General features: G+C 62.7%; 23 protein-coding genes. 10 read left to right on the top strand and 13 right to left on the bottom strand.

The annotated features are described in order from the left end of the window. The 3 genes from VLU25_00005 to VLU25_00015 all read right to left on the bottom strand — a co-directional run. The coding region (locus VLU25_00005) for a hypothetical protein (protein ID HSR66294.1) at positions 1-786 on the bottom strand (786 nt) is incomplete at its 3' end. A gap of 19 nt (positions 787-805) precedes the next feature. After that, the gene (locus VLU25_00010; GenBank protein ID HSR66295.1) at positions 806-976 is read right to left on the bottom strand and encodes a hypothetical protein; all 171 of its coding nucleotides are present in this window, start codon (positions 974-976) and stop codon (positions 806-808) included. Further along, on the bottom strand, positions 973-1,335 hold the full coding sequence (locus VLU25_00015) for a DUF6677 family protein (protein ID HSR66296.1): 363 nt from the start codon (positions 1,333-1,335) through the stop codon (positions 973-975). The genes VLU25_00010 and VLU25_00015 overlap by 4 nt, the downstream gene beginning before the upstream one ends. 173 nt (positions 1,336-1,508) lie before the next feature. Between VLU25_00015 and VLU25_00020 the strand changes: the two genes are divergently transcribed. From VLU25_00020 to serA, 6 genes are all read left to right on the top strand, one after another. After that, on the top strand, positions 1,509-3,989 hold the full coding sequence (locus tag VLU25_00020) for a DEAD/DEAH box helicase (GenBank protein HSR66297.1): 2,481 nt from the start codon (positions 1,509-1,511) through the stop codon (positions 3,987-3,989). Further along, the gene (locus tag VLU25_00025; GenBank protein ID HSR66298.1) at positions 3,986-5,290 is read left to right on the top strand and encodes a ribonuclease H-like domain-containing protein; all 1,305 of its coding nucleotides are present in this window, start codon (positions 3,986-3,988) and stop codon (positions 5,288-5,290) included. The genes VLU25_00020 and VLU25_00025 overlap by 4 nt, the downstream gene beginning before the upstream one ends. A gap of 103 nt (positions 5,291-5,393) precedes the next feature. Next, positions 5,394-5,633 (top strand): CopG family transcriptional regulator, encoded by a 240-nt coding sequence (locus tag VLU25_00030; protein ID HSR66299.1) that lies wholly within the window; start codon positions 5,394-5,396, stop codon positions 5,631-5,633. Then, entirely contained in the window at positions 5,630-6,046 is a 417-nt protein-coding gene (locus VLU25_00035; protein ID HSR66300.1) for a PIN domain-containing protein, read from the top strand. The genes VLU25_00030 and VLU25_00035 overlap by 4 nt, the downstream gene beginning before the upstream one ends. Before the next feature lie 261 nt (positions 6,047-6,307). Beyond that, positions 6,308-7,465 carry an alanine--glyoxylate aminotransferase family protein gene (locus VLU25_00040; protein ID HSR66301.1) on the top strand — a complete coding sequence of 386 codons (1,158 nt, stop codon included), beginning with the start codon at positions 6,308-6,310 and terminating at the stop codon, positions 7,463-7,465. 268 nt (positions 7,466-7,733) lie between these two features. Next, positions 7,734-9,314, top strand: coding sequence for a phosphoglycerate dehydrogenase (serA, locus tag VLU25_00045; protein ID HSR66302.1), 1,581 nt, complete (start codon positions 7,734-7,736; stop codon positions 9,312-9,314). A 37-nt stretch (positions 9,315-9,351) separates the two neighbouring features. Here serA and VLU25_00050 read toward each other — a convergent pair whose 3' ends face one another. The 5 genes from VLU25_00050 to VLU25_00070 all read right to left on the bottom strand — a co-directional run bounded on the left by VLU25_00050 (position 9,352) and on the right by VLU25_00070 (position 15,708). Beyond that, complete coding sequence (locus tag VLU25_00050; GenBank protein HSR66303.1) at positions 9,352-10,077, bottom strand: rhomboid family intramembrane serine protease; 726 nt, start codon at positions 10,075-10,077, stop codon at positions 9,352-9,354. 13 nt (positions 10,078-10,090) lie between these two features. Further along, positions 10,091-10,987: an alpha/beta hydrolase gene (locus VLU25_00055; GenBank protein ID HSR66304.1), complete on the bottom strand. Its 897-nt coding sequence runs from the start codon at positions 10,985-10,987 to the stop codon at positions 10,091-10,093. Between the two features lie 146 nt (positions 10,988-11,133). Further along, positions 11,134-14,406 (bottom strand): hypothetical protein, encoded by a 3,273-nt coding sequence (locus VLU25_00060; protein HSR66305.1) that lies wholly within the window; start codon positions 14,404-14,406, stop codon positions 11,134-11,136. A gap of 506 nt (positions 14,407-14,912) precedes the next feature. Then, positions 14,913-15,185, bottom strand: coding sequence for a DUF4242 domain-containing protein (locus tag VLU25_00065; protein HSR66306.1), 273 nt, complete (start codon positions 15,183-15,185; stop codon positions 14,913-14,915). A 13-nt stretch (positions 15,186-15,198) separates the two neighbouring features. Beyond that, positions 15,199-15,708 carry a DinB family protein gene (locus VLU25_00070; GenBank protein ID HSR66307.1) on the bottom strand — a complete coding sequence of 170 codons (510 nt, stop codon included), beginning with the start codon at positions 15,706-15,708 and terminating at the stop codon, positions 15,199-15,201. 240 nt (positions 15,709-15,948) lie between these two features. Between VLU25_00070 and VLU25_00075 the strand changes: the two genes are divergently transcribed. After that, positions 15,949-16,170: a hypothetical protein gene (locus tag VLU25_00075; protein HSR66308.1), complete on the top strand. Its 222-nt coding sequence runs from the start codon at positions 15,949-15,951 to the stop codon at positions 16,168-16,170. A gap of 171 nt (positions 16,171-16,341) precedes the next feature. After that, positions 16,342-16,926, top strand: coding sequence for a cytochrome P460 family protein (locus tag VLU25_00080; GenBank protein ID HSR66309.1), 585 nt, complete (start codon positions 16,342-16,344; stop codon positions 16,924-16,926). A gap of 129 nt (positions 16,927-17,055) precedes the next feature. On the opposite strand, the gene VLU25_00085 is transcribed toward VLU25_00080, so the two are convergent. The 5 genes from VLU25_00085 to VLU25_00105 form a co-directional block, all read right to left on the bottom strand. Continuing rightward, the gene (locus tag VLU25_00085) at positions 17,056-18,492 is read right to left on the bottom strand and encodes a hypothetical protein (protein ID HSR66310.1); all 1,437 of its coding nucleotides are present in this window, start codon (positions 18,490-18,492) and stop codon (positions 17,056-17,058) included. Beyond that, a complete protein-coding gene (locus VLU25_00090) occupies positions 18,485-21,889 on the bottom strand; it encodes an alpha/beta fold hydrolase (protein HSR66311.1) in 3,405 nt (1,134 codons plus the stop codon). The genes VLU25_00085 and VLU25_00090 overlap by 8 nt, the downstream gene beginning before the upstream one ends. A gap of 315 nt (positions 21,890-22,204) precedes the next feature. After that, a complete protein-coding gene (locus VLU25_00095; protein ID HSR66312.1) occupies positions 22,205-22,999 on the bottom strand; it encodes a class I SAM-dependent methyltransferase in 795 nt (264 codons plus the stop codon). After that, complete coding sequence (locus VLU25_00100) at positions 22,999-23,229, bottom strand: helix-turn-helix transcriptional regulator (protein ID HSR66313.1); 231 nt, start codon at positions 23,227-23,229, stop codon at positions 22,999-23,001. The genes VLU25_00095 and VLU25_00100 overlap by 1 nt, the downstream gene beginning before the upstream one ends. Before the next feature lies 1 nt (position 23,230). Next, positions 23,231-23,614, bottom strand: a complete 384-nt coding sequence (locus VLU25_00105) for a hypothetical protein (GenBank protein HSR66314.1) — start codon at positions 23,612-23,614, stop codon at positions 23,231-23,233. A gap of 140 nt (positions 23,615-23,754) precedes the next feature. On the opposite strand from VLU25_00105, the gene VLU25_00110 reads away from it, so the two are divergent. Together VLU25_00110 and VLU25_00115 are read left to right on the top strand one after the other, a co-directional pair. After that, positions 23,755-24,693 carry an IS1595 family transposase gene (locus VLU25_00110; GenBank protein ID HSR66315.1) on the top strand — a complete coding sequence of 313 codons (939 nt, stop codon included), beginning with the start codon at positions 23,755-23,757 and terminating at the stop codon, positions 24,691-24,693. Positions 24,694-24,718: 25 nt separating this feature from the next. After that, positions 24,719-24,892: a hypothetical protein gene (locus VLU25_00115; protein HSR66316.1), complete on the top strand. Its 174-nt coding sequence runs from the start codon at positions 24,719-24,721 to the stop codon at positions 24,890-24,892. Positions 24,893-24,999: the final 107 nt, after the last annotated feature.

Raw genomic sequence — 24,999 nt, forward strand, 5'->3', positions numbered from 1 at the left:
GGCAACCTTGCAGGAGGAGGCATCCTGGTAGTAATCGAAGGCGTCCCGCCACCCCCCCAACACGGCAGTACACACGTTGTCGAAGTCGCGGATGGTGCGGATGCGGGCCAGCTTCTCCGAGTCGACCTGGCCGTCGAAGTAACCCGCCCGTTGGCGCGCGATGTTCTTGAGGCGGCGCACGAAATAGATCTGATAGATGCGGTTGACAGGCCGTTCCATGAGTTGCCAGCTCTGGCTCAGGTCGGTCAAAGGTGAAACCACAGCGGCGGCGCGGGCCCAGGGGGGAGCCTGTTCTGCCCATTCGCCCAGGAGCTTGAGCAGCAGGTTGGCTCCCAGCGAGACGCCCGCCAGGTAGACTTCCTGCAAAGAGTGGCGTTCCACCAGGCAGCGCAGCAGTTTTCCCACCAGATGGGAGGAGGAGGCGTCGAAGATCACCGGACGCGGCGGATCGGGGTGGACGTTGTAGAGATTGGGCAGCAGGCAGCCCCAACCCTGCTTCCAGGCCTTGCGGGAGAGTCCCTGCATGTAGCCCGAATCCTCTGATCCCGTCATGCCGTGAAGGACGATCAGGGTGGGAGCGGGCTTTTCCTGCAGCACCTGGGTGACCCGCACCGCCACTCCGGGCGCGATCTCGAGGTCGTCCCTCCGGCTGGGCGGATGAGGAGGCGGGAAGCGGCGCCGCAATTGGGAACCGATCAAGGTCTGCGAATGCCCGCCCCGCATGTACCAGGGCGGACGGAAAGGGTGTTCTTGGAGATGCTGTCGAAAGCGGTCGAATAGGCGCATCGGGCTCAGCGCACGGAGGTTACCAGGGAATGAAGGACATCACCCAGGAGGCCACCAAAGACCCCAACACCATGTAGCCCATGAGCTGGAGGAAGTAGCGCGCGCGTTCCTTCTGGGTGTTCTTGCTGATGGTGGCGAAGACCAGGGCGATGCAGAGGGAAAGAAGAAGCAGTGAGATGAAATGGTTCACGGCTTTCTCCCTTGGGCGATGTCGAAGGCGTCGACGATAATCAGCATGTTGAGCAGGCCCGCAGTGTAGAGATAGGTGTTGCCGTACTCGTAGCTGTACTGCTGAATGTCTCCCGCGCCCCATTCCAGCATCCGCCCCAGCAGGTAGGGAACTCCGATGGCGGCGTCGGCGAAGAACTTGAGGAAGCCGAAAAAGCCGGCTTCCCAGCCGAACAGTTCTCCATGCATCTGCAGTCCCATCAGGAAGAGGAAGAGCACCACGCCCAAGAAGAGCGCGCCGCGTCCCCACTTGCCCAGCAAGAAGTGACCTCCACCCGGCACCAACCAGCCCACAGTACAGGCCAAAGCCGTCTTCGCCATAGTTTCTAAGCTTACCAAAAAGAGTCCGTCGACGGGAACGTACGCCTGCCCCGAATGGGGCGGAAGCGGCCTTGGATGACCGCCCAACAGTCTCTGGACATGTCAGCTAGGAGTGCTAGGTTAAATCCCGGCGAATGAGGGAAAAGAAGCCCGGCGAGGAGCGATTTACACACATGCGTCCAAGCGGAAAAGAGGGTCTGGAGGAACGGCGCCAGGGAGCTGCCGCGCTGGCCAGGCGCGGCGGCTCCAGCTTGGCCGTCCAGCGGATGGAGAAGGCGTTGGGCCGCTTCAAGCGCTTGCAGCGCCGCGGCGAGATCACCGAGTGGGTCAAGATCGAGGCCCGGCCGGGGCGCTATCAGGACATTCCCCCAAGCCTGCCCGACTCGCTGGCTGAAGCCGTGCGCCGCCGCGGAATCGAGAAGCTCTATTCCCATCAGGCTCAGGCCTTCGAGGCGGTCCAGCAGGGCAAGAACATCGTGGTGGTCACCCCCACCGCTTCGGGCAAGACTTTTTGCTACAACCTGCCGGTTGTTTCCCACATCTTGCGCCATCCCCAAGCTCGGGCCCTCTACCTGTTTCCCACCAAGGCTCTGGCCCAGGACCAGATGGCCGAACTGCAGCAGTTGATCGCCTCGGGAGGAGAACGCCTGGGAGTCAACACCTACGACGGCGACACCCCGGCCGACATGCGCCGCAAGATCCGCAAGAAGGCCCAGGTCATCCTCACCAACCCCGACATGCTGCACACCGCCTTGCTGCCCCACCATCCCAAGTGGATCCAGCTCTTTCAGAATCTCAAGTTCGTAGTGGTGGACGAGTTGCACAGCTATCGCGGCATCTTCGGCTCTCACGTGGCCAACGTCTTCCGCCGCCTCAAGCGCATCGCCCGCTTCTACAACTCCGAGATCCAGTTCATCTGCGCCTCGGCCACCATCGCCAACCCCAAGGAACTGGCCGAGAAGCTGCTGGAAGAACCGGTGGAATTGATCGACGAGAACGGGGCGCCGCAAGCTTCAAAAGACCTGATCTTCTACAATCCGCCCATCGTCAACCCCGACCTGGGGCTGCGGCGCAGTGCGCTTTCCTCGGCCCGCCGCTTCGCCGAGCAGTTCCTTAAGCACAAGATTCAGACGCTGGTTTTCGCCTCCAGCCGGGTCAATGTCGAGGTCTTGCTCTCATACTTGCAGGATGCCTTTCACAAGCATCCCGCTCATCCCCAAAAGGTGCGCGGGTATCGGGGCGGCTATCTGCCCAGGACGCGGCGCGAGATCGAGCGCCAGTTGCGCAACAAAGAGATCCTGGGCGTGGTCAGCACCAACGCCCTGGAACTGGGCATCGACATCGGATCGCTGGAAGCCGTGGTGCTGGCCGGGTATCCGGGCTCGGTGGCCTCCACCTGGCAGCAGATGGGACGGGCCGGACGGCGCAGCGGACATTCGGTGGCCGTGCTGGTGGCCCGCAACCTGCCCATCGACCAGTTCATCGTCCAGAACGCCGAGTACTTCTTCGGACGCTCGCCCGAGCACGGACTGATCCATCCCGACAACCTGCAGATCCTGGTCAGCCACATCAAGTGCGCTGCCTTCGAGCTGCCCCTGCAACGGGGCGAGCAGTTCGGCGGCGAAGACCTGGAAGAAATACTGGAGTTTCTCTCCGAGCAGGGGACGCTGCACCCCTCGGGAGATTCCTGGCATTGGACCGACGAGGCCTATCCCGCCAACGCGGTCAGCCTGCGCAACATCGCCGAGGAGAACTTCATCGTCTTCAACCTCGACCAGAACAACCGGGCCATCGCCGAGGTCGACTTCGACAGCGCTCCCGAACTCATCCACGAAGACGCCATATATATGTGCGAGGGACTCCAGTACCACGTCGAGCATCTCGACTACGACGGACGCAAGGCCTACGTGCGCGAGGTCGAAGTCGACTACTACACCGACGCCATCTCCTACACCGGCCTGCGCATCCTGCGCAACGACGATTCCGCCGAGAGAGGCGGATGCGAGGTGGCCCACGGCGAAGTCCACATCGCCCAGAAATTTCCCGGATTCAAGAAGATCCGCTTCTACACCGCCGAGAATCTTGGCTTCGGCAAGATCGAGCTGCCGCTGCACGAACTGCATACGACCTCCTACTGGATCACCGCTCCCGAGAGCCATTTCGAGGGCCTGGGCTTCAACCGCGACCAGATCATCACCGGGTTTCTCGGAATCGCCCACGCCATGCATCATCTGGCCACCGTGATCCTGATGTGCGACGTCCGCGACCTGGGACGCAGCGTGGGCGACCGCGGCAACAGTTGGTTCGCCCGCAGCACTCTGGAAGGCCTGGGTTTCTACTCGGCCCAGGGCGAGCCGCGCAACGTCGACTCCCATTTCCTGGACGCTTTTGATCCCACCATCTTCATCTACGACAAGTTTCCCGGCGGAGTAGGGCTGGCCGAAAAGCTCTTCGAGAACCATGACCGCCTGCTGGCTCAGGTGCAGGAGCTGATCGAGCAGTGCGGATGCGAGGAAGGCTGCCCCTCCTGCGTGGGGCCGGTCGACGAACTGGGCAAGAACACCCGCCGCATCGCCTTGGCCGTGCTGGGACGGCTGCGCGGCATCCCCGCCCAGGCCCGGGCCGTAGGCGCCCAAGGACGGCCGGCGCCATGACTTTGCGCAGCCGCCTCAACCAGATCTACGGCAACCAGGCGTCCGCCCTCTCTGAAGGGGCAGGCCAAGGGGTATCGAATGGCAACGGAGCTTTGCGCCGGCGTCTGCAAAAGGTCGAAGACCGCACCTCAAGTCAAGAAAAGCGCAGCCGGCTCGATCCCGAGGCCATGGGGCGCTACTTGAAGGGGACATGGGAGGAGCACCAGGAGGGCCGGGTGCTGGTGGTTGAAAAACGCTACCCGGCCCGCTTCCGCCAGGGCCGGCTGGCGCTCAAGCGCTTCTTCGACCTGCAAAGCGAGCCCCTCAGGCTGCTGGCCAACGACCGCGAGTTCGAATTCGATCCTGAAGACCTGCTCTTCTTCGACACCGAGACCACCGGCCTGGCGGGAGGCGCCGGAACCTACGTCTTTTTGATCGGAGTGGGCTTTTTCCGCCACGACGAATTTCGTCTCTTTCAGCTCTTTCTGCCCGACTACGCTTCCGAAAGGGTCTTCCTCGACAGGCTGGCCGAGCTGATGGACGATGGGGGACGGCCTTTCCGCCAATTGGTTTCTTTCAACGGCAAGAGCTACGATCTCAACCTTTTGGCCAACCGCTTCATCCTGCAGCGGCGCCCCGACCCCTTCGCGGGCTTGCGCCACCTCGACCTGATTCACCCTTGCCGCATCCTCTGGCGCGGGTGTTTCGAGAACTGCGCCCTGCAGACCCTGGAGCGCAACCTGCTCGACCTGCAGCGGCAGGACGACATTCCCTCGCACCTCATTCCTCAGACCTATTTCGACTTCTTGCGCACCGGCAACTTCCGTCCCTTGGCCAGCGTGTTTCAGCACAACCGCATCGACATCGTGAGCATGGTGGCCCTGCTCTCGCTGGCCGCTTCGGTGGTCAAGGACCCCGTCCGCCACAACTTCGCCGACCCTCTTTCGGCGGCTCGGCTCCATCAGCTCCGAGGCTCCTACGAAAACGCCGCCCGCATCCTCGAGAAGGCCCTTTCCGTCCACGACTCCACATCGCGCACCCTGGCCTGGCTGCGCGAGCTGGCCTACCTGAAAAAGCGCCTGGGTCATCCCGAGGCCGCCCTCGACCTGTGGCGCGAGTACCTCATGAACCATCCCCATCCGCCTCGCGAGGCCTACGAAGAAGCCGCCAAGATCCTGGAACACCAGAGCAAGGACCTGGACTCCGCCCTGCGCACCGTCGACCGCGCCCTGGACGCCTACCCCGATCACCCCGCCCTCTCCCACCGCCGCTACCGCCTCCACTGCAAAATCCAAGGCCGCCTCTGGTGGAAAACTGCCTGAGCTGTTGAGATTCAACTCGAGAAGGTGCAAGAAGGTGCCGTGGGGCGAAGGTATTGCAGGTCCGCAGGCCAACGTAGTACCATTCTGTACCGAGGATAATACTATGGCTGAGACTATGCGTACCGTGACATTCAAGCTGACTAAGGAGTTGGACCACGCTCTCGATGAGTTGGCTCGTTCTCGTGGGGCGAGTCGGTCGGCTGTCATTCGCGAGGCGCTCGAATCGCTCGCCAAAGGACAGCGTCGCTCAGTAACTTCGCTTGCGGCTGATCTGGTCGGGTCTGTCGAAGGCCATAGCGATCTGGCGACCAATCGCAAGCACATGTCCGGCTACGGAAAATGACATCAGTCATCTTGGACACGGGACCGCTCGTGGCGTTGCTCAACCGGCGCGAGCGGCACCATGCATGGGCCAGAGAGATTCTGGATACGATTGAACCGCCAGTCTTCACCTGCGACCCCGTCCTCTCCGAAGCTTGCTTTCTCCTCCAGAACACTGGCGGTGGATCCGATGCAGTTTTGGAACTCATGTCGCGGGGCATAGTGAGGAGCGATTTTCGAGTCTCGGCCGAACTTGATTCCCTTCGTGCCTTGATGAAGAAGTTTGCCAGCGTTCCGATGTCGCTTGCTGATGCGTGCCTAGTGCGAATGACAGAGTTGGATCGGGAGAGCGCTGTGCTGACGCTTGACGGCGACTTCACAATCTATCGCAGAAATCGTCGCCAAACCGTTCCAATAATCTCACCTGACCAATAGCGGTGGCTATAAGGGGATGCATTCCGTGGAGGCCATCGGGTCGTTGGATGGCCCGAGAGAGACTCCACGATCAGAGGCCGGTAGATACCTTCGCCTGGTCCCATGCTCGGGGTCTCCGCATTGGCTGGCGCATATAGGGGACGGCGTCAGCGACTTTTCGCATCAGAGTCGACCGGGCTTCAAACCCCCTTTCGAACTCGTTCCTGACTAGGCAGTTGAAGGCTTGCCAGGTAATCGTAGTCTTTTTGCTATGATGCCGTTATGAGGAAGATTCGACTCTTTACTCCGGGTCCCACGCCGCTTTCGCCGCAGGCGCAGGAAGCCTTGGGACGGCCGATTATTCATCACAGGACGCCCGAGTACGCCGAGCTGCACAAGGCGACCGCGGCCAACCTGAAGAAGATTTTCAAGACCGGCAACGATCTCGTCATGCTCTCCGCCTCGGGGACGGGGGCCATGGAGGCGGCGGTCAACAACCTGCTCAACGCCCACAATCACGCCCTGGTGGTGGTGGCGGGCAAGTTCGGGGAGCGCTGGTTCGAACTGTGCGAGAAGTTCGGGGTACCGGCCAGGGCGCTGTGCAAAGAGTACGGCGAGGCGGCTTCGGTGGATGAGATCCGCTCTCATCTCCAGAGCAATCCCGAGATCGACGCGCTGCTTTTGCAGGGATGCGAAACCTCCACCGCGACCAGTCATGACCTGCGCGCCATCGGCTCCATGTTGCAAAGCGAGTTTCCCAAGGTGATCAGCGTGGTGGACGGCATCACCACGGCAGCCTGCGAGCCGCTGGAAACCGATGAGTGGGGACTCGATATCGTAGTGTCCGGCTCCCAGAAGGCATTCGCCGTGCCGCCTGGGCTGGCGTTCTTGTCCATCTCGCCTCGGGCTCTGCAGCAGATGAAGGCCAACCAGGCGCCTCGTTTCTACTTCGATTTGCCCAAGGAGGTCGAGAAGCAGGCCGAGGGCAAGACCGCCTACACCTCTTCAGTGTCGCTGACCGCCGCCCTCTACGCCACCACTCAGAGCATCCTGGAGTACGGGCTGGAAAGGGTGATCGAAGAAACCGGCCAAATGGCCCGCGCCACCCGCCAAGGCCTAAAGCGGCTGGGATTCGAGCTGCTTTCGCAGGCGCCTGCCTACGCCTGCACGGCGGCCTATCCGCCTGAAGGCTTCTCGGGTGCCGACCTGGCCAAGCGTTTGCACGAGCGCTTCGGACTCAAGGTGGCGGGAGGCCAGGGTCCGCTCAAAGGACACATCATCCGCATCGCCCACCTGGGCTATTTCGATCAGCTCGACGTATTCACGGTGTTGGGCGCCATCGAGGTGTGCCTCAAGGAAATGGGCGCCGACTTTGAGCCGGGAGCCGGCGTCAGCGCCGCCGTCGAAGCGACCGTGCGTGAGCGCATGGGTGTTTCGTGAGACCTGCAAGTTCGCTTGAACCGGCCATGGCGATCTCCCGTGGCGCTATCGCACCCTTTCAGAAGGGTTCGTTCCCCTGTTATTCCATACCCAGGGTTGCGCCCTTGCGGCGCTTCGCTGGCCGCCCGCTTCACCCTGGGCTGGCGAATTGCTCCCCTTCAGGGAGCCCGGACTTGACTCTCAACATAGTCGCTGCCTGCCCTCCGAAGCCTTGGCGCAGGAGGGGGCTAGCCGAATCGCTCGCTTTCAGCGAGCCCGGAAAAAGATCATGAAAATACTGATATCCGACAAGCTGTCCGACGAGGGCGTGGAGTTTCTGGAGAAGCAGCAGGGGTTCCAGGTGGTCAACCGGCCCGGACTGCCGCCGGAGGAATTGCTGCAAGAAGTGGCGGACGCCTCGGCGCTGCTGGTCCGCAGCAAGACCAAGGTGACTCCCGAGGTCTTGGCCGCCGCGCCCCTCCTCAAAGTGGTAGGACGCGCCGGAGCCGGCGTCGACAATATCGACCTCAAGGAAGCCACCCGCCGCGGCGTGGTGGTCATGAACACGCCGGGAGGCAATTCCACCTCGGTGGCCGAGCACACCCTGGCGCTGATGCTGGCGCTGGCACGCAACATCCCCACAGCCGACTCCAGCATGAGGGCCGGCCAGTGGAAGAAGTCGGAACTGATGGGGCAGGAGCTTCACGGCAAGACCCTGGGAGTGGTGGGATTGGGCAAGATCGGCGTGCTGGTGGCTCGACTGGCCAGGAGCTTCGGAATGAAAGTGACGGCCTACGACCCCTTCATCTCCGAGCAGTTCGCCGCCGACCAAGGCATCGAGCTGCGCGAGTTGAACGAACTTCTGCAGGTGTCTGACTTCGTATCCTTGCACCTGCCCGTCAACGACGACACCAGGGGGATGGTCAACGTCGAGACGCTGGGGCTGATGAAGCCGACGGCCTTTTTGGTCAACGCCGCCCGCGGACCCCTCATCAACGAAGAGGATCTGCTGCAAGCCCTGAAAACCGGCGGACTGGCAGGCGCGGCGCTGGACGTCTTCAACAACGAGCCCAACCCCGACCCGCGCCTGATGGCCACCGGCAAGGTGGTGGCTACGCCCCACATCGCCGGATCCACCCGCGAGGCCCAGATCAAGGTGGGCTACGGCATCGCCCAGCAGGTGACCGACTATCTGCTGCACGACATCATCCGCAACGCCGTCAACTTCCCCTCGGTGTCTTCAGCGGAGATGGAGAAGCTGCGTCCTTACCTCGATCTGGCCGAACGCCTGGGCGCCATCGTCGGACGCATCTGCGGCATCCGCTTCAGCGAGATCGGAGTCCGCTACTATGGCGAACTGGCCAAGCTCAACACCAAGCCCGTGACTTCGCGCATCGTCAACGCCGTGCTGCGTCCCAGTCTGAGCGAGGACGTCAACGACATCAACGCCCGCGACCGGGCGGCTGAGCGCGGCATCGAGGTGATCGAAACAGTCAGTTCGCGCAGCCGCAGCTACTCCAACCTGATCAGCATCCAACTGCGCAACGTGGAAGAGACCGAGTGGATCGAGGGGGCCATTCTTCACCAGGGCAATCTGCACCTTGTTTCCATCGACGGCATTGACATCGAGGCGCCTCTGGGCGACCACCTGCTCTTCATCCGCAACGACGACAAGCCCGGCGTGGTGGGTCAGGTGGGGACGATTCTGGGCAACGCCGGCATCAACATCGCCTCCTTCATGCTGGGGCGGGGCGCCCGCCAGGCTCACGCCATCGGAGTGCTCAACGTCGACGATTCGCTGAGCAGGGAGGTCCTCGACCAGATACGCCAGGTCCCCGCCGTCCGCTTCGCGCAGGCCATCGAGTTCTAAGAGCGCCAGGCGATGAAAGCTTTGAAAGCTTGCGAGACTAACGGTCCCGGTCCTGCCAGTGGGCGTACCAGTAGTCTTCGTGCTTGTGGTTGTCGCGTTGGTCGAAGAAGTGGACCAGCAGGAAGCCGATCAGGAAGCCGCCCACGTGAGCCCACCAGGCCACTCCCCCCACCTGCTCGGCGCCCAGCGACGAGGTCCCGCTGAGCAGTTGCAGCAGGAACCAGATGCCCAGCACCAGCATGGCGGGCAGTTCGATGACCGGCCAGATCAGCAGCAAAGGCACCAGCACCAGCACGCGGGCCTTCGGGTAGAGCAACAGGTAAGCGCCCAGGACTCCCGAGACGGCGCCGCTGGCTCCGATGGTGGGGACGGTGCTGCCCGGATTGAAGAGGATGTGCACCAGTCCGGCGCCCACTCCGCAGATGAGATAGAAGAAGGCGAAGCGCCAGGCGCCCATGCGGTCTTCGACGTTGTCGGCGAAGACCCACATGTAGAGCATGTTGCCGAAGAGATGGGCCAGACCTCCGTGGAGAAACATGGAGGTCACCATGGTCAGGCCGAAACTGGGGAGATCGTATTGAGCGAACATCTCGCCCGCAGTCAGGCGGGCCGGGATCATGCCGAATGTGTAGACGAAGGCCTGCATCTGGCGGGGCGAGCCCATCGTCAACTGGTAGATGAAGACCAGGACATTGACGACGATGATGGCGATGGTGACGACGGGATAGCGGCGGGCCGGGACGCTGTCGCGAAAGGGAATCATTTGACCTGGAATTCTAGCATTGGCCTGGGGCGGCAGTTTGCAGGATGTCTTCGACGTGGTTGGTGACGGTCGAGAGGTGGGCTTCGTGGGGGTAGAAGCAGGTCCGGCAGTCGGGCAGGCGCTGGGCCACCGCCCTTCCGAAGGCGGCGGGGACGCTGAGATCGAGTTCCCCGTGCCAGAGGTTGACGGGCGTCTCGACCTCCTCCAGCCCGAATCCCCAGGGGTGCAGGTAGAGTTCCCCGTCGTGGGCTGCTCCCCGGCTGCCCTGGCGGAAGATCTCCCGCACGTGGGGGGCGATGATTTCCACGAAATCGGGACGCCGCAGGACGGTCTTGTCGGGTCCCGGCATGACGGCTCGCGCCGCCAGCAGCACTCCGCTGGGCCACAGCCTAGCCGCCCAGGCCGAGAGGGCGAAGAGAGAACGCGAGATCCAGGGGGCGTGGCGGGCCAGGGGCATGGCCAGTCGATGCCACCAGCCCATGGCGGCCAGTCCGCCGGGCGCGTCGGCGGGTCCCATTCCGCTGACCACGCAGGTGCCGGTCAATCTTGGAGCCAGAGCGCGGGCGCAGACCAGGGCGTAGGGGCCGCCTCCTGAGATTCCCAGCAGGCCGAAGCGCTCATGGCCCAGCAGGTCGGCGACCTGCTCGACGTCGTCGGGCCAATCGGTCAACCTGCGTCCGGGCTGGAAGTCGGAGAGTCCCATGCCGGGACGGTCCAACGCCACCATGGCCAGTCCCAGGGGACGGGCATTAGTCGCCAGCAAGGCGCATTCCAGTCGCGAGCCGGGCCAGCCGTGGCAGTAGTAGACCGGGCGTCCCCGGGGGTCGCCGAAGATCTGGTAACCGAGCTTGCGCCCGTCCGCCAGTTGCAGGGTCTTACCCGGCTGCTGCCAGGCGCGATGCTCGCTCATGGGCGGTTATTGTAGCGGCTCGCCCGGATCGGGGGGCTGAGACTCTCGTTCACGCCGGCTGGCAAAGCCCTCCTTCGGCCCCTCCTTCGCTAAAGCTACACAGGGCAGGCAAGGCCAGGGAGGGTCATTGATCCAGGCCGCCTGGATCAATTGCGGGGCCGCACTCCTTCCTTCATCTCGGAGGGGAAGAGAGGCGGACGTCGCTCTTCCACCAGCTTCTTGAACTCGGCCCAGGGACCGTCAAAGAACTCGTCGACCTGGGATTGCATCTCCGCGACACGGCCTTTGAGCTGACGCATGGCGATGCGGGCGTTGTCGTTGGGCGCCTCCCAGGACGCGTTGACGTAGGAAGAGGCCCTGAAGTAGCGGCTCAGCAGCATCTCGGGATCCCGGCGGATGCCCTGGACGTCCTCGGGCACGAAGATCTTCTTCAACTCCCCGAGCTTGTCGCCCACCTCCTTGGACTTCTTCTGCAAGGCCTCGCGATGAGCCTTGTTGTCGAGGTTGGAGATCAGTTCGGCGATGCGTCCGTTGGTCTTTTCGGCTTCCTCCAGCCGCTCATGCTGGTCGGCGATGTTTTGGCCCACCTCCAGCAGCTCGCGGATCATCTCGTCCTTGGCTTCCATGTCCTCAGGAGGGATGTCGACGCGCGGATCGGGCAGCACCGTGACCCGCTGCTCGGCCTGCCGGTCCTGATGGCTGATGCGCACGGTGTAGGTGCCCGGAAGCACCTCGGGTCCGCCCGGCTCGCGGTTGCGTCCCCCGCCGCCTCCGCCGAAGCCTCTGCGGCCGCGACCCGGGAGGCGGACGCCCTTGCGCTCCAGTCCCCAAACCATGCGGTTGAGGCCTTCTTCGGCGGGCCCGAAGGTGGTGCGGATAACGTTGCCGTCGGCGTCCAGGATCTCGACCTTGACCTCATCGGAGCCGCCGCCTCGCCCGCCTGGGCGGGCCGGAGCAGCGGGCTGGGACTCTTCCTCGTCCTCCATCTCGTCGCCGTCTTCCACGTCGTCGCCTTCCATGTCCTCTTTCTCGTCCTCCCCCTCAGGTTTGTTGACCACGTAGTAAACGAGAGCTCCGCGGGGGCGGTTCTCGCCGCTGAACATGGCGTCGGCCGAAACCAGCTCTCCGTCGGGAGCGCCCCAGGCGGCGGCAATGGTGTCTTGAATGGGAAAGACGCGCAGGGGCTCGTCCAGGATGGAGGTTCCCTGGCCGGCTATCTGGCGCAGGGGCGTAATGTCGTCCACCACCCAGATGGAGCGCCCGAAAGTGCCGATCACCAGGGCGGGATCACGGGGATGCACCACCAGGTCCTGGGTGGGGACCGTGGGATATCCATGCTCCCACTTGTGCCAGGAGCCGCCTCCGTCCAGCGAATAGTAGAGGTGGAATTCGGTGCCCAGGAAGAGCAGGTCCTCGACCTGGTTGTCCTGCTCCAGCACGTAGACGAATCCCCGCACCTTTTCGCCGTCGGCCAAGCGGGTCCAGCTTTGTCCGTAGTCTTCGGTGTAGTAGGCGTAGGGTTCCCAGTTGCCGCGGCGATGGTCGTCGAAGACCACAAAGGCTCCGCCTTCCTTGAACTTGGAAGCCGTGATGTGGGGAACCCAACTGCCGACCGCCACCCCGGGGATGTTGCCCGCCACGTTGCTCCAGTTCTTGCCGCCGTCGCGCGTCACCTGCACGTTGCCGTCGTCGGTCCCCACCCAGATCACGCCTTCTTTCACAGGCGATGGGGCGATGGCGATGATGGTGGTGAAGTTCTCGGCGCCGGTGACGTCGTAAGTGAGTCCGCCGCTGTCCAACTGCTTTTGCTTCTCGGGATCGTTGGTGGTCAGGTCGGGTGAGATCATCTCCCAGGTGTTGCCTTTGTCGCTGCTCTTGTGCAGGTACTGGCTGCCGTAGTAAATGGTGCGGTTGTCGTGAGGATCGATGGCGATCCCCGCGTTCCAGTTGAAACGCAGCAGGTGGTCGTCGGGATCAGGCGGACGGATGCCCTTGTTGTCGCGGGTCAGACGGTCCCAGCGCACCAGGTTGCCGCCCTGCGACATGGAGTATCCGTAGCGGGAATTCTCGGGATCGGGGACCACGTCGAAGCCGTCTCCGAAGCTGATCATCTGCCACTCCGAGTTGCGGATGCCTCCGCCTCCGAATCCGCCTTGCCAGACCGAGGAGGGACCCACCCAGGATCCGTTGTCCTGCATGCCTCCGTAGACGTTGAAGGGCGTCTCCATGTCGACCCTAACGTGGTAGAACTGGCCCACTGGAAGGTTGCCCACGAAGCGCCACTTGTCGCCTCCGTCGCGGGTGATGCTGATGCCGCCGTCGTTGCCGTCGATCATGAAGTCGGGGTCGTCGGGATCGATCCAGAAGGCGTGGTGGTCGGGGTGGGCTTCGCCGAATCCGATGAAATTGTTCCAATTGCGTCCGCCGTCGGTGCTGTGGGTGACGCTGGAGTGGATGCTGATGACGTGGTCGGCGTCCTTGGGATTGACGCGGATGTCGTAGTAGTAGAAGGGCCGGTTCCCGATCTGTCCCGAGTCGCTCATCATGCGGAAGCTGGCGCCTCCGTCGTCGGAGCGGTAAAAGGCGTTCTTCTTGGACTCGATCAAGGCGTAGACGCGGTCGGGATCGCTGGCCGCGATGCCCAATCCCATGCGTCCCAGGTGGCCCTCGGGAAGGCCGTCCTCATGAGTGCGCTCGACCCAGTTCTTGCCGCCGTCGTGGGTCACGTAGAGTCCTGAGCCGGGGCCGCCCGAGACGAAGTCCCAGGGACGCCGGCGGTGCTCCCACATGGCGGCGATCAGCTTCTTGGGATTGGAGGGGTCCATGACCAGGTCGGCGCAGCCGGTGCGCTGGTCGACGTAGAGCACCTTTAGCCAGTTTTCGCCGCCGTCCGTGGTCTTGAAGACGCCCCGCTCTTCGCCGTCGCTCCAGGTGGGGCCGACCGAGCAGACGAAAACTTCGTCCGAGTTGCGGGGGTTGACGATGACCCGGTGCAGGTGGCGGCTGTTTTCAAGTCCCACGTACTCCCAGTTCTCGCCCCCGTCGATGGTCTTGAAGAGTCCCACGCCGCTGTTCTGCGAGTTGCGGGGATTGCCTTCGCCGGTGGCAACCCAGATGACGTCGGAGTTCTGGGGATCGATGGCCACGGCGCCGATGGAGGCCGCGGGCTGGTCGTCCCAGATGGGTTCCCAATCGATGCCCGCGCTGGTGGAGAGCCACAGCCCTCCCGAAGCCGTTCCGGCATAGATGTGCTGCTTGTTGCGCGGATCGACGGCGAAGGCCGTGACGCGTCCGCTCATGGCGGCCGGTCCGATGGCCCGCGGCGTGAGGGCCTTCAGCTTGCCCTGGTCGAGGCCCATTTCGGCCTCGTCGGACCCGTTCTGGGCCCAGGCCGCAGGAACCGCGGCCAAGGCCGTCAAGATAATAACGACTGCTAGGAAAAAGCCTGCTTTTCTCAAGGGTTGCTACCTCCCCGGATTGATCTCTGTGGTCGAGGCAGCCAGAATACCACGCCCCTTGAGCCGACACCACACCGGCCCGGCTCCGGCGCGAGGCGCATCCCTGCGGCGCTCAGCACCCTCTTCCAGGGCAAAATGAGCGCACCTTGTTCGTCCCTAAATGCGCCCGCGAGAGCGCCCGCTGCAAGCAGCGAAAGGTGGCCTGCCTCAGAATCGCCGCAAGGATGCGCCTCCCACCATCCATGAGTCCACTCGCTCTTCCAGTTGCACTCAGGCTGCTGAGGCGCGTCCGCCGGCCACCCCACGCCACTCCGATGCTTCGGAAAAAGCAGGCCGCTCCAAGGCTGGTGGGAGGCGCATCCCTGCGGCGATGAAGGCAAAGGCCAACAGGGACTCCATGCATCAAGCCACTCAAAACCGTGACAAGATTGATTCCCCAGCCGCTCACGTTCAGCCGCCAAGAATCTCTAGCCAGCCGTAGAGGGATCGATGACGGCTTCCACCGGCACGATCTTGTTGGCGGGAAAGCCGCTCTCTGCCGCGTGCTTCTTGATGAGTTCCTCACTGGGCGCGCTGTAGATGCAGTAGATCTTGTCGCCGGTCACATAGCTGTGTTCCCATTCGATCTCAGGTCCCAGCATCCGCAGCACTTTGCACGACTTCTGAGCGGCCCCGCGCAGGTCTTCGGGCCCCATCCGGCCCGCTCCCGGGATTTCTCTTTCAATCAGGTAACGAGGCATGTTCTCATTCCTCCTAAATCCGATCCCAATTCCAGATGGCATAGGAATCGGCTTGGTTGAGTTTGTGTCCGCTTTGCTTGAGGGTCAGCAGGATGCTGCCGCGGTGGTGGCTCTCGTGGGAAATGAAGTAGCCGAGGTAGGGAATCGGGCCCTTCTTGAAACAGGCGCGCTTGGCTTCCCCGCCCACCACATCTCTGAAGTAGGTCTCGATGGCCTGGGCCGAAGCCTCCATGTGCTTTTTGAGCGTGTCTTTGTCGGGCTCGTCATAAGTATCGAACTTGTGAAGCCCCTTGGCCAAGTCCTTGGCCCGCTTCTCCAGGTGCCAGACGCGGTTGTTGTGAACGTGGGTGAACTGGCGCACCACGTTGCGTCCGCCGTGCTGGGAGAGGGTGCACTTCATCCCCTCGTCGCTGATCTTGTCGATGAGAAAGAGGTTGATGCGGTTGTTGGTGTGCCAGGCTTCCAGCACTTGCTCGAGGACGTTTTCCATCAACACATGGTAACCCATCTGCGAGCCGATCACGAGGGTGCTCAGTACTGGGAAGAGGGGCGCAGAGCGGCTTGCAAGCCGTCACGCTGGGGCTGCAGGACGAGGGCTCGACGTAAACGAGGATGCTGGCGATGGCCGGCCGCTGTTGACACCAGTTAATTTGAAAAACGGGGAGACTTGCGCTAGCATGTCAACATTCTTGCAAATACAAGCTAATCGGGACGGCGTCGTTTATGGGAATGACGCCGCCGCAACCAGGGAGGACTTTGAATAATGACGAAAAGGTGGATTCAGCGAGCGGCATTTCTGGCGCTCTTGCTTCTGGTGACTTGTCTGGCCATGATTCCTTTGGCGGAAGGCACGGCCTCGGCCGTGCCCTTCTGCGCTGCGGTTGAGCCGGGCTTCCCCTGCGACGACCTGTGCTACTGCTTTGATCCGCACGTGGGAGTCGTTCCCGCCTGGTGCTGCGAGTCGACCTACTTGATCTGTTCATGAGGCCGGAGCCTCAAAGCCCTGCAACCAAGCTGGCCCGGGGATCCCCGTTGATTCGGGACTTCCCGGGCCGTTTTGTATCAGCCCCACTTGATCTCAAATTATTAATTCAGTAATGTTGAAAAAAGAGCGGGCGTTGCCAGGGACCCGCTCCTGAGGGGAATTGAGGGACTCATGTTGAGCCGACTGAAGCTTCTGGCGCTGGGTGGCGCCCTCCTTTGCGGGGGGCTGGGGTGTTCCGTTTCAACGCTTTCTCCCGGTGCTTCCGCTGCCGGCGATGATGAGAGTCCGGTGCAGTACGACGGGCAGGGACGCCTGCGCTTTCCTCAGGACTGGCGGCGCTGGGTGCTTGTGGGGTCCTCGCTGGGGCTGGGATATTCCGATCGCCAGGGGGCGGCCGGGCAGCAGGCCTTTCATCACGTCTTGATGGAGCCCTCGGCTTTTCGACACTACGAGCGCACGGGCGAGTTCGCCGAAAAGACCATGTTCGCCCTGGCCATCTACTCTCAGGGCAGCCGCCAGTCGATCGCCCGCGCCGGCTCCTACAGCAAGGACCTGATGGCTGTAGAGATCGCCCTGAAAGACCACGAGCGTTTCGAAGAGGGTTGGGCCTACTTCGACTTCGGCACCGGAAGGGCGGTCTCGCGGGCCTTCGACAAGTCCGGCTGCTGGTCCTGCCACAACGAGCACGGCCAGAAGGACAACGTCTTCCTGCAGTTCTATCCGGTCCTGCGCGGGGCGGAGCAGAGGGCGGAGTAGAGCAGGAAGCGTTCCCTGACGGTGGCGCGGCCCAGCAGCGCCAGTCCCTCAGGAAACAAATGGGTCAAGTCGAGCGGCTCTCGCTGGCTCTCCCTCGATCGGGCAGCAGGTGGATGGGCTCAGGCATGGTCAGTCCTCCAGCTGGTCCCAGGCCTGGGCGTGGCGCGCTTGGCGTTCGAACTGGGAGGGCTTGTAGTATTTCTGGTAGTACTCCAGTTCCAGGTGATGGAACTGCAGCCAGATGCCGGGCGTGAAGAAGGCGTCGACGTGGGCCGGGAAGCGGCCGTAGGTGTCGAAGATGTAGTTGCAGATGACCTTGACGTATTCTACCGCCTTGGGCGAGAAGCGGGCCGCGTTGCGCAGGAATTCCTCGGCGTGGCCGGTCTGATTGTAAGGCGCGGCGAAGACTTCCTGGTCGCCGTACATGACCTTCTGGTACTTGTCTTCCAGTACCCGGTCGACGGCTTCGTCCATGGAGTCGACATAGGGCGGACAGACGCCTTCCAGCAGTCCGTCCAGGCCCACGGGATTGGGCAGCGGGGCCGGCAGGGGAGGGTAGGTCTTCCAGTTCTTCTCGGGTTCCATAGTGCGGAATCCGAGACCCAGCAGCCCAGCCTGCTCGTCGCGCTGAAAGACGTAGGGGCTGGGGACGGCGGCGTGAATCCATCCGCCCAGGCCGATGCCTTGGCCCACCAGCATCAGGTTTTGCAGCAGGAAGTAGGCCTCGTAGTCGACCCGCCAAGCGTGTCCCAGTCCCAGCGGAATATTGATCTCGTTGTTGAGGAAGTCGTCCCGGGCCCACTTCAGTCCGCCCACGGGCTGGTAGGCGATCTCGGTGGGCAGCAGTCCCAGGAAGGAGGCCAGAGCGGCCAGCCCGCCCATCACGTCCTTGGGACGGAAGGCGCTCCAGTCGTCGAGGAAGAGAGGGCGCTGCCCGTCCGGCTCGGAAAGCAGGATGAGCATGATGTTGATGACCGCCCGGGTACAGTCCACCACCGGCAGGAAGACGGTGGTGCCGGGGCGGTTGGACATCTGCTTGTTCCAGCCCAGGTAGTAGGGAAAGCGGCGCGGAAACTCCAGGCGTCCGTCGTGGACTTTGACCTTGACTGCATCGGCTGCCGCCAGCCAGTCGGCGTCCTTCCAGTCCTCCCACTTGGGCGGCAGCTCGGCGAACATATCGAGGGCCTGCCGGTCGCTGGGACGCCGCAGCAGCCAGATCCCCTCGTCGTTAATCATGAAGAAGGAGGTGGCCTGGGCGTTGTCGGCGCTGCTGGCCGTGCGTCCTATGGCGTTGAGCATGGGCGTGCCCAGTTCCTCTCCTCCGTCGGGCATCACCAAGGGGCCGTCGTGCATGATGGGGCCTGTGAGTCCGGTGCAGACGATCAGCACCGCCTCTTCCAGCGGACTCAGCGGCTTGGGGTCGTTTTGACTGTGGTGACTCAGTTCTCCCGCCTCCAGCGAGGTGCCCTGGCTGATACGCCGGGTGCGGCGCTGGCGCATGGCGCTGAGAAGCGGGTAGTCGAACAGTTCGCCAAGTCCTTTGGTCTTCTGATCGTTGTCAGGCATTGTGACGGTCCAGTTCGGCGGCGATGAAGGGGAAGACGTCGCGGTCCGCGTTCTGGCCCACGAACATGTCCATGTGGGCGTAGTTGGGCAGCATGATGCGGCTGTAAAGGCCGGCATCGTTGTGCTTGGCCAGGGTGCGCAGCGTATCCATGGTCCCTTCGGGCAGAAAGAGCTGGTTTTCGGCCCCATGCAGCAGCGTGAGCGGGATAGCCAGCCGGTCGACATGGGGCAGATAGACGTTTTTTCCCTTCTCGTTGACGATCTTGCGCCGACGCACCATCTCGGCGAGATGGTTGAGCGACTTGAGGTTGGCCACGCCGAATACTTCGTGAAGTGCCTGGTGGGTGGCCAGGTTGAGCTGGCTGTGCTTGTAGACGGGGCCGTAGATGGTCTGGATGCGCCGGCACACGGCGCTCTGACAGCGCTCGAAGGAACGGTCGAATTTGAGCACATCGTCGGCCAGCCTGTCTTCCCAATTGTCCTTGTCGAAGTCGGTGGTGACGGTCTTCACCCCCAGCAGGGTAAGGATGGAGGACAGGCCGATCCCGGCCTTGAACTCGTTGAGGGTGTTGGTGATCGGGTAGAAGCCCAAAGCCGAACAAACCGCGGAGCGGACGCCCTCGAGTCCCGACATCATCGACATGAGGAAGGTCAGCGAGCCCACGCAGTGGGCCATCACCTGGATGTCGTCGGCGCCGGTCGCTTCCAGCACCTTCCGCACGGCGGCGGGATAGTCCTTGGTGGCGATGTCGTCCAGCGAGAACTGGGTGGAAGCGGCCTCCAAGTCGGGGCTGGCCCGGTAGTCGAAGAGCCAGATGTCGTAGCCGCTGGCGAAGAGGTACTCGGGCAGGTTGGTCTCCACCGTGTCCATGGTGTAGGCCTTCGACGAGGTGCCGAATCCGGGAGTGATCAGCACGGGCCCTTTTTCACCCCCCTGGTAGCGGATCATGCGCAATCGGGCTCCGTCCCCGTCGGCGGGGAAGAAGTGGATTTCAGGCGCGCTCATGCGCAGCGGACGCCTCTTGCGCGGGGGCACATCGTCGAGCATCTCGGTTGAGCGGGCGAAGACGCCTCCGTAGATGTCGAAGAGGGCGCCGGCGAAGAAGGCTCCGAATCGCCCGGTAGCTTCCAGGCGTTGCTGAACCGAGGAGGCGTTGGTCACCTGCAAGGTGGTCATCTGGCGCTGGAAGTCCTCGTTGCGGATCTTGAGGATGCCCCGGCCCAGCACGGGAGCACCGGCGTCCGCCCCCTCATGGAGGGTGATGAAGAGGGTGGTGGTGTCGTACCACATGTCATCGCCCGGATCGTCCTGAACCCGCTTGAACCCTTCGAACCAGAAGTTGCTCCCGTCCTCTGCGGTGAGCTTCATGCGGTAGCGCATCTTGCGCACGTCCCGGTCGTCCTGGGGATCGAGGAAGAGCAGGTTGAAGGCTCCCCCGGTGACGATCAGCGGCTGCTCGGAAAGCGCCGGGGCGATGACGCTGCCGGTCATGCGGGCGGCGTGTTCCGGATCCTCGAGGAAACCGTCGAGATCGTCGATCAGGATGGTGAGGATGAATTGAAAGGACGAGCCGTCCCGGAGGCCCTGGTCGTGAGCGGCCTGGTAATCCTCCTCCGTGACCTTGTCCGAGAAAAAGCCCCGCATGGTTTCGGTAAAGCGGATGCCCACCTGCTTGGGCGGGGCCTGGGGGATGGGATCGACGGGACCGAACTCGTAGTCGATGTTCCAACCCCGGTCGGCGGCCGCCACAGCACAGGCCCGCTCGGCCAGGGCCGAGATGGTGAGCAGCGGATTGACTCCCAGCGTGCGCGGGACCACCGCTCCGTCGGTGACATAGAGGTTGTCGTAAACTTGCTGACCCGCCGGGGAGGAGAAGACCTGTCCCTTGTGGTTGACCACTCCATCTTCGGCCCGCTCGGCCATGGCGCAGCCGCCCAGGGGGTGCACGGTGACGAGATCGTGCCCGAAGAGGCGACTCCAGGTGGGATTGCGCACATAGGTGCCGCCCAGCGGACGGGTGGCTTCGTGCAGCGTCTCGTTGATGGTTTTGAAGATGGGCTGGCTGCCCACACCCGGCCAGTGAATGCGCAGGCGGTCGTCTTCCAGGCGCATTTCGCCCATGCCGTCGTCGTGGGCCATCACCAGGAAGGCCTGGGTATTGCGGGTGGCGCCGTGATAGGGTCCCCGCAGGACGCTTTCCCACTCTCTCCGCTTCTCGGCGAAAAAGTCGCCGGCATCAGTGTCTTTACCGAAGACGGCCGCCGCTGCCGAAAGTCCCACGGGCAGCAGGTTGGCCACTCCTCCCGCCAGCGATCCTTCCTCGATCACGATCTCGTCTTCCAGCTTGTCTTTGTTGCGGAGGTCGATGATGCCGGTGATGGTCGGTCCGACGTGCTCGCGCCCCGCCGGGTCGCGGTGGCCGAATCCGACGGCGTCGATGGGCTGATCGTTGTTGTAGGCGAATCCCAGCGCGTCCCCGTTGCCGGTGAAGCGTTTGCCCACTTGATCGGAAAGGGACAGGCCTTCGGCTTTGGAACGCAGCAGGATCTCGGTGCTGCCCAGTGATCCGGCGCCGAGCACCACGATGTCGGCGGTTATGGCCATGGTAGGAGCCTGAAAAGCCTCGCGGCCGATTTCCAGCGGCTGAAAATGGACTTCCCAGGTGCCGTCGTCACGCCGTTCCAGGCGGCGGACGCTGACCTGGCAGAAGATCTTGGCGCCATGATTGAAAGCGTCGGGGAGGTAGTTCATGAGGGTGGTGTTCTTGGCCGAGTAGTTGCATCCCGACATGCAGTCGCCGCAGCGTTCGCACTCTTGCTGCTCCACGCCGACATGGTTGAAGCCGTCCTCGAAGGTCACGTTGATGGGAGGGCGGTAGAAGCGGTCTCCCACCCCCATGCCTTCAGCCGAATCTTGCAGGGCCTGGAGTTTCTTGAGGTCGTCGCCGGGATAGGCTTGGGGCTTGAGCATGGCCCGTGCCCGCCGGTAGCCTTGCTCGATGCGTGTGTCGATGTCATCGCGCACTCCCTGGGGCCAGACGGGATCTTCCCATACCTCGCGCACCGCCTCCAGGCTGACGTTGGCGTTGACCAGCGAGGTGCCTCCCAGTCCGCAGCCCATGAAGACGTTGATGTCGTCGTTGACGCGCACGTCGTAAAGTCCGGTGCGTGAACCGAGGTGGGCGTCGGGAAGGTCGATTTGGGTCTCGGCGGCCATCTCGGGGCCGGTGTCGGGATACTCTCCCGGCTGCAGTTCCTTGCCCCGTTCCAGGACGCAGACCTGCCGTTTGGCCCGCGCGAACCTGGAGGCCGCGATGCCTCCACCGTATCCCGATCCGATCACGACTACTTCGTAATGGGGTTGTATGTCTTCCAGGGGCGAGGATAAGCGAATCATGAAAACCTCCTCATTTCAGGCCTGACCTGTCAGAGACGAAGAAAAAGGGTCGGTTGGGTACTTAGACGCATCGACCCCCCAGTTTCCCTCAATGCCGGTGGCGCGAGGGAGGCTAGCAACTTCATCGAGGTGGGCGAGAGCGACTGCTCGCCAGAGCGAGCCGATATTACTGAAGGATGGGAAGACCTGCAACCCAGCCATTCGGGTTGAAGGCTGCTCGACTTTCAGCGTCCCGCAATCACGCCTCCGGCATTCCTCGATCTGGCGGTCAGGCCGCTAAAGCCTGCCCCTCAGGGTCTTCGAGAGGGGATACAATTAACGGCGCGACGCCAGGCCCTGAGGAGCCGAAGCCGCCGGCTTGTGGGCCAAAAAATAGAGGCTTCCGGGAGTCGTTCCCATTTCCGTGACTTGGAATCCGGCATCGATGAGGTGGGAGCGCCAGCGTTGGTGGTCGGTTCGTCCGCCGAAATAACCGTGGTGGACGAAGAAGGGGTAGGCCATGCGGATCCAGATGTCGGGATTGATCACGATCAAGAGGAATTCACCCTCTGAGCGCAGCACGCGGCGGACCTCCGACAGCGAGTTCTCGACGCCCTCGCGGCTCAGGTGGTCGATGGCGTAAGCGCTGACGGCGGCATCGAAGGAGGCGTCCGGGAAAGGCATCTCGCGCATGTCGCCGGCTTGTGCCGAAATGCGCTCTCTGGCTCCCGCGATCTCGGCGTTGGCCAGCAGGCGTTGCGGCGTGTTGTCGGCGATGCCGTAGTAGCCCTCGTAGAGATCAAGCGCCACAACCCGGCTGTGAGGACGCGCCAGCAGCACCATCAGGGAAGAGCGTCCCGAGCCGGCTCCGGCATCCAGCACCTGTCCCGTTCCCCGGGCCAAGAAGCTCTGGGTGGGCAATTGCATGGGCAGGTTGATGCGCATCACGAACTGCACGATCAGCAGTCCCGCCAGACCCCATGCGGCTCCCGCCACGGCCAGGGCCCGCAGCCAGCGCGACCATTCCAGCTTCCAGGCCAGCAGCGCCAGCAGCGTGAAGGGGATGATGGCCGCCAGGTGTCCGTAATTCCAAGCCCATCCGTAACCGAACTCATATGCGAAGGGATTCATTACTCTTGCTCCTTATCCTGGCCGTGGTATTCAAAGACCTCTTCCAGCGGCAGGCCGAAGACCGCGGCGATTCGAAAAGCCACCTCCAGCGAGGGCGAGTATTTGCCCAGTTCGATGGCGTTGATGGTCTGGCGGGTGACGTCCACCTGTTGGGCCAACTGCCGCTGGGTCATCTCGCCGTTTTCAAAGCGCAGCCGGCGGATGTGATTGCTGATCGGCAGCTTTCCCATGTCAAACCCCGCGCCTGTGTCCCACGATGCGCAGGATGTTTTTCACCACTTCGCCGACCACGAAGGCGAACAGCACCAGATAACTGATGGCGATGGCGTTGGCGCCATGGTGAATCGTCGCCACCGCTCCCAGCGAGCCGATGACGTAGACGTAGTGGGCTGTCCGCACGGCTTTGTAATCGATCAGCCGCTCGCGCTCGTCCTTGGGCGCCTTGGCCTCCTCGGGAGCCATCAGGACCACCACCAGGTGAGCCCCCACTTCAATAACCACCAGCACCGCTAAGCAATAGAAGAGCCCGCGCACCAGTCCCATGTCGGACCGAGGCTGCAGGGTCAGCGGCACATGAAGAAAAAAGAACCCCGCCACCAGCAGAATCGAAACCAAGAAAATCCAAGCACTCTTCTCACGAAACGACATACAACCTCCAGACCTGACCTAATGTAAAAAATTTTTTACACCGTGTCAATTATTTTCGCCATTATCTGCTTGACAAACCACGGGTCATTTTGTAGACTTGTGGAGTCATGAGGAAAGCAGCCATCACCGATCCCATCTTCCATCACGAGGACGCCGCCCGCGCGTTCCTAGAGGACCTGCTGTGGCCCGACGGCCCTGTCTGCCCGCATTGCGGATTCGAGGGCGGGGCCTATAAGCTCAAGCCGCGTCCCACCTCCAAGAGCCCTGGCCGTCAGGGGCTCTACAAGTGCAAGAAAAAGGAATGCCGAAAGCAGTACACCGTGACTGTCGGCACGATCTTCGAGCGCTCCCACATTCCCCTGCACAAGTGGCTGCTGGCCTTCCATCTCATCTGCGCGTCCAAGAAAGGCATGTCGGCCCACCAACTCCACCGAATGCTGGACATCGGCTATGAGGCCGCATGGTTCCTGTTCCATCGCATCCGCCATGCCATGACCGAGGAAGGCCCCTTCCAGAAGCTTCGCGGCATCGTGGAAGCGGACGAAACCTACGTGGGCGGCAAGCGCAAGGGAAAGCAATACGGCAGGGGACGCGGCACCAAGGGAAAGACCATCGTCCTGACCCTGGTTGAGCGCGATGGCCGAACCACGTCGCAGACCGTGGAGCGCGTCACGACCGATACCCTAGGCTCTGTCCTGGAAGAGTTGGCCGACCCATCCGCCCACCTGATGACCGATGAACTGGGCTCTTACATCAAGCCAGGCAGGGGGTTCGCCGCTCACTCCACTGTCCGCCACAGCGCGGGCGAATACGCACGGGGAGAGGTCCACGTCAATACGGCCGAATCGTACTTTGCCCTGCTGAAGCGTGGCATTGCCGGAGCGTTTCATCACGTCTCCAGAAAGCACCTTCACCGCTACCTGGCCGAGTTCGACTTCCGGTGGAACCACCGCAAGCTGGATGACTTCCAGCGGGCGCTAGCGGCTCTGCTGCGCACTCCGGGCAAGCGCCTGATGTACCAGAAGCCAGCATCAGCGGAAAACTGAGCGAAAGGCGTGGTATGCTGGATTCATGACCGAAAGCCGCGCCAAGAAGGGCAGCGAGAAGAAGGCAGCCGAGAAGCCGGGTAAATTGTCGCTTCAGCCGCTCAACTTTGAAGAGGCCGTCCGCGCCGCGTCCAACTGCAAGCCGATGAGCCGCGAAGAGATCCGCGAATGGCGCAAGGAGGAAAGAAACGGGGCGTGACCTCGGTCGATCAGAACGTTGTTGGCTGCGGGCAGTGTTGGAGCAAGGCGGAAGTTTCAGAAGACAAGTACGCCCTAGGCATATCGACTTCCACAGAGTGTCGGTAC

Source organism: Acidobacteriota bacterium (assembly GCA_035471785.1).
GTDB lineage: Bacteria > Acidobacteriota > UBA6911 > RPQK01 > DATIPO01 > JANQFM01.